General features: G+C 66.0%; 13 protein-coding genes. 12 read left to right on the top strand and 1 reads right to left on the bottom strand.

Annotation, left to right across the window (positions count from 1 at the left end):
* Positions 1–13 precede the first annotated feature (13 nt).
* The 4 genes from PZ895_RS18405 (at position 14) to lpdA (ending at position 5,269) form a co-directional block, all read left to right on the top strand.
* Positions 14–1,246 (top strand): thiamine pyrophosphate-dependent enzyme, encoded by a 1,233-nt coding sequence (locus tag PZ895_RS18405; protein ID WP_275840439.1) that lies wholly within the window; start codon positions 14–16, stop codon positions 1,244–1,246.
* Between the two features lie 59 nt (positions 1,247–1,305).
* Positions 1,306–2,319, top strand: coding sequence for an alpha-ketoacid dehydrogenase subunit beta (locus PZ895_RS18400; protein ID WP_275840438.1), 1,014 nt, complete (start codon positions 1,306–1,308; stop codon positions 2,317–2,319).
* Positions 2,320–2,517: 198 nt separating this feature from the next.
* Positions 2,518–3,867 (top strand): dihydrolipoamide acetyltransferase family protein, encoded by a 1,350-nt coding sequence (locus tag PZ895_RS18395; RefSeq protein WP_275840437.1) that lies wholly within the window; start codon positions 2,518–2,520, stop codon positions 3,865–3,867.
* A gap of 10 nt (positions 3,868–3,877) precedes the next feature.
* Positions 3,878–5,269, top strand: coding sequence for a dihydrolipoyl dehydrogenase (lpdA, locus tag PZ895_RS18390; protein ID WP_275840436.1), 1,392 nt, complete (start codon positions 3,878–3,880; stop codon positions 5,267–5,269).
* Between the two features lie 4 nt (positions 5,270–5,273).
* Here lpdA and PZ895_RS18385 read toward each other — a convergent pair whose 3' ends face one another.
* On the bottom strand, positions 5,274–5,501 hold the full coding sequence (locus tag PZ895_RS18385; protein ID WP_275840435.1) for a DUF982 domain-containing protein: 228 nt from the start codon (positions 5,499–5,501) through the stop codon (positions 5,274–5,276).
* A 149-nt stretch (positions 5,502–5,650) separates the two neighbouring features.
* Between PZ895_RS18385 and PZ895_RS18380 the strand changes: the two genes are divergently transcribed.
* The 8 genes from PZ895_RS18380 (at position 5,651) to PZ895_RS18345 (ending at position 12,192) form a co-directional block, all read left to right on the top strand.
* On the top strand, positions 5,651–6,205 hold the full coding sequence (locus tag PZ895_RS18380) for a biotin transporter BioY (RefSeq protein WP_275840434.1): 555 nt from the start codon (positions 5,651–5,653) through the stop codon (positions 6,203–6,205).
* Complete coding sequence (locus tag PZ895_RS18375) at positions 6,202–6,876, top strand: ABC transporter ATP-binding protein (protein ID WP_275840433.1); 675 nt, start codon at positions 6,202–6,204, stop codon at positions 6,874–6,876. The genes PZ895_RS18380 and PZ895_RS18375 overlap by 4 nt, the downstream gene beginning before the upstream one ends.
* Positions 6,873–7,478 carry an energy-coupling factor transporter transmembrane protein EcfT gene (locus PZ895_RS18370; protein WP_275840432.1) on the top strand — a complete coding sequence of 202 codons (606 nt, stop codon included), beginning with the start codon at positions 6,873–6,875 and terminating at the stop codon, positions 7,476–7,478. The genes PZ895_RS18375 and PZ895_RS18370 overlap by 4 nt, the downstream gene beginning before the upstream one ends.
* Positions 7,475–8,629 (top strand): aminodeoxychorismate synthase component I, encoded by a 1,155-nt coding sequence (locus tag PZ895_RS18365; RefSeq protein WP_275840431.1) that lies wholly within the window; start codon positions 7,475–7,477, stop codon positions 8,627–8,629. The genes PZ895_RS18370 and PZ895_RS18365 overlap by 4 nt, the downstream gene beginning before the upstream one ends.
* Positions 8,578–9,240 carry an aminotransferase class IV family protein gene (locus PZ895_RS18360; RefSeq protein ID WP_275840430.1) on the top strand — a complete coding sequence of 221 codons (663 nt, stop codon included), beginning with the start codon at positions 8,578–8,580 and terminating at the stop codon, positions 9,238–9,240. The genes PZ895_RS18365 and PZ895_RS18360 overlap by 52 nt, the downstream gene beginning before the upstream one ends.
* Complete coding sequence (locus PZ895_RS18355) at positions 9,241–10,146, top strand: DUF3445 domain-containing protein (RefSeq protein WP_275840429.1); 906 nt, start codon at positions 9,241–9,243, stop codon at positions 10,144–10,146.
* 88 nt (positions 10,147–10,234) lie between these two features.
* Positions 10,235–11,680, top strand: coding sequence for a homospermidine synthase (locus tag PZ895_RS18350; RefSeq protein WP_275840428.1), 1,446 nt, complete (start codon positions 10,235–10,237; stop codon positions 11,678–11,680).
* A 101-nt stretch (positions 11,681–11,781) separates the two neighbouring features.
* Complete coding sequence (locus tag PZ895_RS18345) at positions 11,782–12,192, top strand: hypothetical protein (RefSeq protein ID WP_275840427.1); 411 nt, start codon at positions 11,782–11,784, stop codon at positions 12,190–12,192.
* Positions 12,193–12,194: the final 2 nt, after the last annotated feature.

Genomic DNA, 12,194 nt, shown 5'->3' with positions numbered 1-12,194 from the left:
AGGGAGGAATTGAATGGCCGAGATTCGCAAAGGCGGACTGTTCGTGCCGGAGCCGGAAGTGCGCCCGGGCGGCCAGCCGGATTTCTCGCAGGTCAAGATCCCGCGCGCCGGTTCGGTCGAGCGCCCGCCGGTCGATGTCGATCCGCGCGACATCCGCGACATGGCCTTTTCGATCATCCGCGTCCTCAACCGCGACGGCGAGGCGGTCGGCCCCTGGGCCGGCACGCTCACCGACGAGGAACTGCTCGAGGGCCTCAAGCACATGATGACGCTGCGCGCCTTCGATGCGCGGATGCAGATGGCCCAGCGCCAGGGCAAGACTTCCTTCTACATGCAGCATATGGGCGAGGAAGCCGTCTCCTGCGCCTTCCGCCGGGCGATGGAACCCGGCGACATGAATTTCCCGACCTATCGGCAGGCCGGCCTCCTCATCGCCGGCGACTATCCGATGGTCGACATGATGAATCAGATCTATTCCAACGAGGCCGACCCGCTGAAGGGCCGGCAATTGCCGATCATGTATTCGGCCAGGGACCATGGCTTCTTCTCGATCTCCGGCAATCTGGGCACCCAGTTCATCCAGGCCGTCGGTTGGGCGATGGCGTCGGCCATCAAGCGTGACGACCGCATCGCCGCCGGCTGGATCGGCGACGGCTCGACGGCGGAAAGCGACTTCCACGCCGCGCTCGTCTTCGCCTCCACCTATCGCGCGCCGGTCGTCCTCAACATCGTCAACAACCAGTGGGCGATCTCGACCTTCCAGGGCATCGCACGCGGCGGCGCCGGCACCTTCGCCGCGCGCGGCCTCGGCTTCGGGCTGCCCGCCCTGCGCGTCGACGGCAACGACTATCTCGCCGTCCATGCCGTCGCCAAATGGGCCGTCGAGCGCGCGCGCATGGGCCTCGGCGCGACGTTGATCGAATATGTCACCTACCGCGTCGGCGCACACTCCACTTCCGACGATCCCTCCGCCTACCGCCCCAAGACGGAGTCCGACGCCTGGCCGCTCGGCGATCCGGTCATCCGCCTCAAGAACCACCTGATCCTGCGCGGAGTCTGGACCGACGACCGCCACCGCCAAGCCGAGGCCGAAGTGCTCGACGGCGTCATTTCGGCACAGAAGGAAGCCGAAAAGAACGGCACGCTTCACGCGGGAGGAAGACCGTCCGCGCGCGACATGTTCGAAGGCGTCTACGCCGAAATGCCGCCGCACCTGCGCCGTCAGCGCCAGCAGGCGGGGGTTTGAGGGATGGGCCGTTTGCGCGTTTCAAGAGCCCCCTCGGCACGCATTTTGGAGTCCGCCCGATGCCCCGCATGACCATGATCGACGCGATCCGCGACGCCATGGACGTCTCCATGGGCCGCGACGAAAATGTCGTCGTCTTCGGCGAGGATGTCGGCTATTTCGGCGGCGTCTTCCGCTGCACCGCCGGGCTCCAGCAGAAATACGGCTCCTCGCGCTGCTTCGACACGCCGATCTCCGAACTCGGCATCGTCGGCGTCGCGGTCGGCATGGCCGCATACGGCCTGCGCCCCTGCGTCGAAATCCAGTTCGCCGACTATGTCTATCCGGCCTACGACCAGATCGTCTCGGAAGCCGCCCGCATCCGCTACCGCTCCGCCGGCCAGTTCACCTGCCCGATCGTCATCCGGATGCCCACCGGCGGCGGTATCTTCGGCGGCCAGACCCACAGCCAGAGCCCGGAAGCGCTCTTCACCCACGTCTCGGGCCTCAAGGTCGTCGTCCCGTCCAATCCGCAGGACGCCAAGGGCCTCCTGATCTCGGCCATCGAGGACCCGGACCCGGTGATCTTCCTTGAACCCAAGCGCCTCTATAACGGCCCCTTCGACGGCCATCACGACCGGCCCGTCACGCCCTGGTCGAAGCATGATCTCGGCGACGTCGCCGCCGACCACGTAACCGTCCCGCTCGGCAAGGCCGTCACGCGCCGCGAGGGCTCCGCCGTCACGATCCTCGCCTACGGCACCATGGTCCATGTCGCGCTCGCGGCGGCCGAGGATGCCGGCATCGACGCCGAGGTGATCGACCTGCGCACGCTCCTGCCGCTCGACCTCGACGCGATCACCGCCTCGGTGAAAAAGACCGGCCGCTGCGTCGTCGTCCACGAGGCGACCATGACCTCCGGCTTCGGCGCCGAACTGGTCACGCTGGTGCAGGAACACTGCTTCTACCACCTCGAAGCCCCCGTCGCCCGCGTCACCGGCTGGGACACGCCCTATCCCCACGCGCAGGAATGGGACTACTTCCCCGGCCCCGCCCGCGTCGGTGAAGCGCTCCGCGCCGTGATGGAGGCGTGAGATGAGCCCGATTTTCGTCGCCGCACCCTCACCCTTTATCCCTCCCCACAAGGGGGAGGGAGGGCATCGACGCCGCGCCCCTTCCACCAGGCTCAACGCCGATGTGATATCCGCCACGCTCACGTCTCCCTCCCCCTTGTGGGGAGGGGTGAGGGATGGGGGTATGCCTGGCTCGATGATGAAGAAAGGGCTCTGATCATGGCTGAACACACGATCAAGATGCCCGATGTCGGCGAAGGCGTGGCCGAGGCCGAGTTGGTCGAATGGCACGTCAAGATCGGCGATCCGGTCCGCGAGGACATGGTGCTCGCCGCCGTCATGACCGACAAGGCGACGGTCGAAATCCCGTCGCCCGTCGAGGGCGAGATTTCGTGGCTCGGAGCCGAGATCGGCGACGTCGTGGCGGTCGGCGCGCCGCTGATCCGGATCAAGATCGCGGGCGGCGCGGTAGATGAAGAGTCTTCCGAAACAGTGACCCCCACCCCTGCCGGGACGAGCCACGGGTCTCGCCCGTCCTCCGGACCCCCGCAAGGGGGAGGGGGACCGGTAACCGCAGCGCCACCTTCTGCAATAGAAAAAGCGTCGCAGGAAAGCGCGCAATCGCCGGCGCCTCCCTCCCCCTTGAGGGGAGGGATAAAGGGTGGGGGTAACGCCATCTCCACCGGCGCCCCCCGCGCCGAAGGCGAAAAGCCGCTCGCCTCGCCGGCCGTGCGACTGCGCGCCAGGGATGCCGGCATCGACCTGCGCCAGGTCGCCGGCTCCGGCCCCGCCGGCCGCATCAGCCACGAAGACCTCGACGCGTTCCTTTCGGCCGGGCGCTCCACCACCGTCCGCGGCCTTGCCCGCAACACCGAGATCACCGAAATCAAGGTCGTCGGCCTGCGCCGAAAGATCGCGGAGAAGATGGCGCTCGCCAAGCGCTCCATCCCGCACATCACCTATGTCGAGGAGATCGACGTCACCGCCCTCGAAGAGCTTCGCGCCGCGATGAACGCCTCGAAGAAGCCCGACCAGCCCAAGCTCACTATTCTGCCCTTCCTGATGCGCGCCATGGCCAGGGCGATCGCCGAGCAGCCCGACATCAACGCGATCTTCGACGACGAGGCCGGCATCATCCGCCAGCATGGCGGTATCCATATCGGCATCGCGGCGCAGACGCCAACCGGACTCGTCGTGCCCGTCGCCCGCCATGTCGAGGCGCGCGACATCTGGGATTGCGGCGCCGAGGTCGGCCGTCTGGCCGAAGCGGCCAAGTCCGGCACCGCCAGCCGCGACGAGCTTTCCGGCTCCACCATCACCATCACCTCGCTCGGCGCGATGGGCGGCATCGTCACCACCCCCGTCATCAACCACCCCGAAGTCGCCATCGTCGGCGTCAACAAGATGATGGTCCGCCCGGTCTGGGACGGCTCGCAGTTCATTCCGAAGAAGATGATGAATTTGTCGTCCTCGTTCGATCATCGGGTGATCGACGGCTGGGACGCGGCGCGGTTCATCCAGCGGGTGAAGGCGCTTCTGGAAACGCCGGCGCTGATATTCGTCGATTGAGGAGCGCACCATGAAAGACATCTCCTGCAAGCTCCTCGTCATCGGCGCCGGGCCGGGCGGCTATGTCTGTGCGATCCGCGCCGGGCAGCTCGGCATCGACACCGTCATCGTCGAGGAAAAGCGCCCCGGCGGCACCTGCCTCAATGTCGGCTGCATTCCTTCCAAGGCGATCATCCACGCCGCGGACGAGTTCAACATCGCGACCGAAGCTTCCAGGGGCGCTTCGCCGGTCGGCATCTCGCTTTCCTCGCCCGCGATCGACCTGAAGAAGACCATTGCCTGGAAGGACAACATCGTCGGCCGCCTGACGACCGGCGTTGCCGGGCTGTTGAAGAAGGCGAAGGTCAAGAGCGTCGAGGGCCGGGCGCGGTTTCGGGATGGCAAGACGGTCGAGGTCGAGACGTCGACCGGCACGCAAATCATCCGCGCCGAGAACATCGTCATCGCGACCGGCTCGCAGTCGGTCGAACTGCCGAACCTGCCCTTCGGGGGCAAGGTGATGTCGTCGACCGAGGCGCTGGCGCTGACGAAGCTTCCCGAAAAGATCGCCGTCATCGGCGCCGGCTATATCGGCCTCGAACTCGGCACCGCCTTCGCCAAGCTCGGCGCCAGGGTGACGGTCGTCGAGGCGCTGGACCGCATCCTGCCGCTCTATGACAAGGAACTTGTGCGTCCGGTCGAAAAGCGGCTGGGCGAACTCGGCATCGAGCTTCTGCTGTCGGCCAAGGCCAAGGGCCTTTCGGGGACCGGCGCACTGCTGGTCGAGACCGCAGGCGCGGAGCAGAAGATCGAGGCCGACGCGATCCTCGTCACGGTCGGGCGCAAGCCGGCGACCGAGAACTGGGGCCGCGAGGAACTGGTGCTCGACATGGACGGCCGCTTCGTGCGCATCGACGACCAGTGCCGCACCTCCATGCGCGGCGTCTTCGCCATCGGCGACGTGACCGGCGAGCCGATGCTGGCGCACCGCGCGATGGCGCAGGGCGAGATGGTCGCGGAGATCGTCGCGGGCCACAAAAGGAACTGGGACAAGGTGGCGATACCCGCCGTCTGCTTCACCGATCCCGAGATCGTCTCCGTGGGCCTGTCGCCGGAACAGGCGAAGGCGGCTGGGCGCGAGATCAGATCAGCGCAGTTCCCCTTCACCGCCAATGGCCGCGCCATGTCGATGGCCGGAGAGGCGGGATTCGTGCGGGTCGTGGCGCGGGCGGACAACCATCTGGTGCTCGGCATTCAGGCGGTCGGGCGGGGCGTTTCCGAACTGTCGGCGGCGTTCGGCCTCGCGCTCGAAATGGGCGCGCGGCTGGAGGACATCGCCGGCACGATCCACGCCCATCCGACCCAGGGCGAAGCCTTGCAGGAAGCGGCTTTGCGCACGCTCGGCCACGCGCTGCACATCTAGGAAATCAAGGCTGGAGATTACCCGCTTCCTGCGCGGCGAGTTCCAGCGCCATGCGGCCTTCGGAAATCGATCGGTGGCCGTCGCGCACCTTGAGGCAGATGTCCAGCGCCTCGTCATGGCGCGGCCCGCGCTGCGGCCAGCCGGTGTCGGAAAGGGCGGTAATGGCGTCGTCGAGCGAGGCGAGGCTGCGGCCGTCGGTGAGGCGGACGGGAGTTTCGAAATGCTTGGTCATGGCGATGTTTCCTTCGCCATGATGAACTCGCGGGATGTGGACAGGTTGCCGCCGGACTTATCCGCGCGTTGAAGATTTTGCCGCAAAGGCGTAACGAACGAGCTCAAAACCGGCCGCAACGCGCCGGAATTCTTTCAAACGGGGCCACCATGAACACAAAAGACATCGTCTTCATCGCGCTTTTCGCCGCTCTCACGGCGGCGCTCGGAGTTTTCCCCCCGTTCACGCTGCCCGTCGTCGGCGTGCCGATCACGGCGCAGTCGATGGGCGCGATGCTCGCGGGTTCGGTGCTCGGCGCCAAGCGGGGATCGCTGGCGATCGCGCTCTTCCTGGTCCTCGTCGCGGCGGGCCTGCCGCTTCTGGCCGGCGGACGCGGCGGCTTCGCGGTCTTTGCCGGACCCGGCGGCGGCTTCCTCGTTTCCTGGATCCTGGTCGCCTTCGTGGTCGGGTTTCTGTGCGAGCGCTTCTGGCGCAATCTCGGCTTCTTCCAGGCGCTCGGGATCAACATCCTCGGCGGAATCCTGGTGCTCTATCCGATCGGCGTCGCCTGGATCAGCCTGACCACCGGGCTCTCCTATTTCGAGGCGGCGGCCGGGTCGCTGGGCTTCATTCCGGGCGACCTGATCAAGGCCGCGATCGCCGCGACGGTGGCGGTAACGGTGCGCAAATCCTACCCGCTGATCGAGGCGCCCCGCCGCGCATGATCCGCTTTTCCGGCGTCAGCCACCGCTTCGGCGAGCGCGAGGTCCTGAAGCCCTTCAGCCTCGAACTCGCCGAGCGGCGCATTGCCGTGATCGGCGCCAACGGGTCGGGCAAGAGCACCTTCGTGCGCCTGGTCAACGGCCTGCTGGTGCCGACGACGGGAAGCGTTTCGGTCGACGGGCTCAACACGAAAGGCGACGGCAAGGAGGTGCGCGGCAAGGTCGGCTTCGTCTTCCAGAACCCGGACAACCAGATCGTCTATCCGGTCGTCGAGGAAGACCTGGCCTTCGGCCTGAAGAACCGGAAACTGCCGAAGGACGAAATCGCGCGGAAGGTCGAAGCCGGACTTGCGCGGTTCGGGTTGAGCCACCTCGCCAAGGAGCAGACGCACCGGCTTTCGGGCGGCGAGAAACAGATGCTGGCGATTGCCGGCGTGACAATTCTGGAACCGCAGATCATTATCTTCGACGAGCCGACGACGCTGCTCGACCTGCGCAACAAGAGGCGCGTCGCGCGGGTCATTTCGGGGCTGGACGAGATGGCGATCGTGGTGACGCACGACCTCGACCTCATCGCCGATTTCGACCGCGCGCTGGTGTTCGACGAAGGCGGACTCGTCTTCGACGGCAAGCCCCATGATGCGACCCGCCACTATGAAAGCCTGATGGGATGATCTCCGCCTACCGGCCCGGTACGAGCCCGATCCATCGCCTTGCGGCGGGACCGAAGATGGCCGCGCTCGCCATTGCCGGAACCGGGCTTTTCTTCGTTACCGGACTGGCCGGAACGGCGCTGGCGCTGGCGGCCGCGATCACGCTCTATTTTGCGGCCGGTCTCACGCTCCGCGACGTCTGGTCCGTGCTGCGTCCGCTCCTGATCGTCATGGTCCTCCTCGTCTTGGCCCATGCCTGGCTGAACGGCTGGGCGGCGGCGTTCGCGATGGGGATGCGGCTTGGCGCGCTCGTGCTTCTCGCCGGTCTGGTGACGCTGACGACGCCATCGTCTGCGATCATGGCGGCGATCGAGACCGGCTTGCAGCCGCTTTCCCGGTTCGGCGTCGATGTCGAGAAGATCAGCCTCGCTTTGTCATTGGCGCTCCGTTTCATTCCCTTGATCGCGTCGGTCGGCGCCGAGGTGCGCGAGGCGCAGCGGGCGCGCGGGCTCGACGGGAGTCTCGTCGCGCTTGCCGTGCCGCTTCTGGTCCGCACGCTGAGGATGGGCGAGGATATCGCCGATGCCATCGATGCGCGGGGTTTCGGCAGCACGCGCCGGTGAGTTCTCGCGGCTTTGCGCTCTTTCGCGACGATTTTTCAGGACGGGAACTTCTGTTCGCCGAGCCGGAACGGCTGATTGTCGCATGGGACGAAAAGGACTTCTTTCCGGCATTGGAGGACGCGCAAGCGGCGCGGGCTTCGGGCAAGTGGCTTGCGGGCTATGTCTCCTATGAAGCCGGCTATCTGCTCGAGCCGAAGCTGCGCCGCCTGCTGCCCGAAAACCGCCGCGCGCCGCTCCTGTGCTTCGGCATCTTCGACGGGCCGTTCGAGGGCGATGCCGGCCAGCTCTTCCGGCCGCATTCCAATGCCGAACCAGCAGTTTTCGATGCACGGGCGACGTGGCCCGCGTCCATCTACGAAAAGCGCTTTCGCACGCTGCACGATCATTTGCGGGCCGGCGATTGCTACCAGGCGAATTTGACCTTTCCGGTCCATGCGCGCTGGGAGGGCGATCCGCTGGCGATCTTCCGCCAGCTTGCCGAACGACAGCCGGTGCGCCACTCGGCGCTGGTCGAACTCGACGGGCCGGTCGTCGTCTCGCGTTCGCCCGAACTCTTCTTCGACGTCTCCCGCGACGGCTGGATCGAGACGCTGCCGATGAAGGGCACCGCGCCGCGCGGGGCGACACCGCAGGAGGATGTTCGCCAGCGCGACTTCCTCGCGGGCGATCCGAAGAACCAGGCCGAGAACCGGATGATCGTCGATCTTCTTCGCAACGACATTTCGCTGATCAGCGAAGTCGGGACGCTCGACGTGCCGAACCTGTTCAAGGTCGAGACCTATGCGACGGTGCATCAGATGGTGAGCCGGGTGCGGGCGAAGCTGCGGTCGGGGCTCACTGTTGCCGACATCTTCGCCGCGCTCTTTCCCTGCGGCTCGGTCACCGGCGCGCCGAAAATCCGCGCGATGGAAATCCTGCGCGAGCTGGAGGACGGCCCGCGCGACGTCTATTGCGGCGCGATCGGCTGGATCGCGCCCGGCCACCGGATGCGGTTCAACGTTGCGATCCGCACCCTGTCGCTCTATCCGTCGGGCGAGGCCGTCTACAATGTCGGCGGCGGTGTCGTCTTCGATTCGACGGCGGAAGGGGAATATGCCGAATGCCTCCTGAAAGCGCGCTTCGCGACGGGCAGCCAGCCGGCTACACCCTGATCGAGACCATGCGCCGCGAGGCGGACCGCACGATCCCGCGCCGCGCGCGGCATCTGGATCGGATGGCGCATTCGGCCGTCGCGCTGGGCTTTCCGTTCGACCGGCAGGGCGCGGAAAAAGTGCTCGGCGGCATCGGCGGCAACGAGACGCTGCGGGTGCGGCTTGACCTTTCGACGAATGGCCGGATCGGGCTGACGACGGCGCCTTTTGCGGGGTTGCCTCAAGGCACGATCTGGCGGCTTGCCATTGGGCGGACGCGGCTCGATGCCGCCGATCCGCTGCGCCGCCACAAGACCGACAGCCGCGCGGTGTATGCAGAGGCGCGGGGTGAGTTCCCGGCCGACGCGATCGACGAGGTGGTGCTGCTCAACGGCGACGGCGAGCTTGCCGAGGGGACGATCACCAATCTGTTCGTCGATTTCGGCGACGGGGTGCTGGCGACGCCGCCGGTGGAAGCCGGCGCGCTGCCGGGCGTTCTGCGGGCGGAACTTCTGGACCAAGGCAAGGCGGTTGAAGCGCGGCTTTTGCCAAGCGACATTGGGCGGGCGCGGGCGGTCTTCGTCGGCAATTCGCTGCGCGGGCTGATCGCGGCGCGACTGGAGAGTGAGTGAATGCGGTATACGCCGTTCGACGGGTCGTCGAAGCCCTTTACCATCGGCCTGAAGCCTATGGATCTCGCGACATGGCTGGAGGTCGACGAGGCGCTGGAGCCGTATCTGGCCGAGAAGGATCGGCTCTATGGCGAACTGCCGGAAAAGGTGTTCGTGGAGCGCGGCGACACGCGCGACGCCCAGCAGGAAGTGCTCGACCTGATCGTCGAGAACCTTGCCGAGCGGCATGGCGCGACGCATGTCGTGGACGGCGGGGAGGTTCGGGTCGGGGAGCGCAGAATTGCGCTTGCAGATGGAGCGTCGCCGCTCAGGATCGCTTCCCATCTGGTGCAGGAAGACCTCGTGCTGATGCGCAAGGATGTCGATGGCTGGCGGCTGGTCGCAGCGTCGCTGTGCTTTCCCTCGTCCTGGTCGCTGACCGAGAAATACGACCGGGCGCTGGAGGACATCCACCAGCCGGTGCCGCAATTCGGGCGTGGGACGCGCATGGCCGAACTCATCGCGCGCATGTTCGACAAGTTGCAGCCAGGCAATCCGGTGGAGCGGATGAACTGGTCGATCCAGGGCAATTCCGACCTCTACCATCCGCTGTCCCATGCGAGCCGCATCGACCGCGCGGGGGAGGGCATCCGCGAACTCTCCGCGCAGGAGGTGGCCGCGCGTGCGTTCATTCGCGTCGAGCGGCAGACGCTGCGCAAGCTGCCGCAAACCGGCGACATCCTCTTCACCATCCGCATCTATCTGAATCCGCTGGCGCGGATCGCGGCGCATGAGGACCATGTGCGCGTGGCTCAAGGGTTCGTCGAACAGCTTGGCGCGATGGATAGCGATCAGCTTGCCTATAAGGGCCTGTTGCAGGATCGCGACCGGCTGGTTTGCGCGCTTCACGCCATTTCACGCAACTGACACGACGCTGCCGCATTGATGGCTATCGGCAACCGTCATTCTGTGCTTTAGCCCTAGCTCATCCAACAATCCAAGGAGACGCCTCGAAATGGCAGAACGCAACTGGCCCGTCCATGGTGAAATCTCAGGCCCGATCGTGCTGATCGGGTTCGGCTCTATCGGACGCGGCGTGCTGCCGCTCATCGAACGTCACTTAAAATACGACAAGTCGCGCTTCGTGGTCATCGACCCGCGCGACGACGACAAGGCGCTGCTCGACGAGCGCGGCATTCCCTTCATCCAGGAGCATGTGACGCGCGACAATTATCGCGATCTCCTGACGCCGCATCTGACCAGGGGCGAAGGGCAGGGCTTCTGCGTCAATCTGTCGGTCGACACCGGCTCGCTCGACCTGATCAGGTTCTGCCGCGAACTTGGCGTTCTCTACATCGACACGGTGGTCGAGCCCTGGCTCGGCTTCTATTTCGACAAGAACGCCACCAATGCCTCGCGCACCAATTATGCGCTGCGCGAGACCGTGCGGCGCGAAAAGGCGGCAAATCCCGGCGGGACGACGGCCATCTCCTGCTGCGGGGCCAATCCCGGCATGGTGTCCTGGTTCGTCAAGAAGGCGCTGGTCGACCTTGCCGCCGAAACGAAGCTCGACTTCACCGAGCCTTCGGTGGCGGATCGCGAGGGCTGGGCGAAGCTGATGCAGCGCGTCGGCGTCAAGGGCATCCACATCGCCGAGCGCGACACGCAGCGCACCAAGAAGCCGAAGCCGATGGAGGTGTTCTGGAACACATGGTCGGTCGAGGGTTTCATCTCCGAAGGTTTGCAACCTTCCGAACTCGGCTGGGGCACGCACGAAACCTGGAAACCGGACAACGCCCGCGAGCACGAGGAGGGCTGCAAGGCGGCGATCTATCTCGAACAGCCCGGCGCGAACACGCGCGTTCGCACCTGGTGCCCCACGCCCGGCGCGCAATACGGCTTTCTCGTCACGCATAACGAGGCGATCTCGATCGCCGATTTCTTCACGGTGAAGGGCGCGAATGGGGCGGCCGAATACCGTCCCACCTGCCACTATGCCTATCACCCCTGCAACGACGCGGTGCTTTCCCTGCACGAGATGTTCGGCGCGGCCGGCAAGGCGCAGCCCACACAGCACGTTCTGGACGAGGACGAACTGACCGATGGCGTCGACGAACTCGGCGTCCTGCTCTACGGCCATGCGAAGAACGCCTACTGGTACGGCTCGCAGCTCTCGCTCGACGAGACGCGCGAGCTTGCGCCTTACCAGAACGCGACCGGCCTTCAGGTCACCTCGGCGGTGCTCGCGGGCATGGTGTGGGCGCTGGAAAATCCCGAGGCCGGCATCGTCGAGACGGACGAGATGGACTATCGCCGCTGCCTTGAAATCCAGATGCCCTATCTCGGCCCGGTGAAGGGCTACTATACCGACTGGACGCCGCTCGACGGCCGGCCGGGGCTCTTCCCCGAAGACATCGACGAAAACGATCCCTGGCAGTTTCGCAACATTTTGGTCCGCTGAGCATTAAGGGGACGGGGGCGGCATGGCGCAAGCCATGCGACGCCTTGATTTTGCCGCCGAAAGCGGTGACCTTAGGCATGGGGACGAGGAGAATTCTCAATATGACGAAGACACGAATTTGGGGTCCGGCCGGAACGGTCGCTCTCACGCTCGTTCTGGCGGGCTGCCAGGGCATGGGGCCGGGACCTGGTCAGATGGCCTCGCGGCCGATGACCCCGGCGCCGCAGATGAGCACGTCTCAGGTCGACGGCGAATGGGCGAGCACGGACGGGGTGGCGATCTCGCGCTTTTCCAACGGCCGTTTCGAAACGGTCGCGACCGACACCGGAAACCGGCTCGCCGAGGGCACCTATACGGATCGCGGCCAGGGCTCGGTCGAGATCATGCTGACCTCGCTGATTCGCCAGACGACGTCGCGCGTCAACTGCCAGATGGCCGGCGCGGGCCAGCTCAACTGCACCGGCGAGGCCGGCAACCAGTTCTCGCTGATCCGCAGCCAGGGCGTTTCCTAGAA

The organism is Mesorhizobium sp. YIM 152430 (assembly GCF_029210365.1).
In the GTDB taxonomy this organism is placed as follows: Bacteria; Pseudomonadota; Alphaproteobacteria; order Rhizobiales; family Rhizobiaceae; genus Aliihoeflea.
This window is presented reverse-complemented; position numbering and strand designations above follow the sequence as displayed.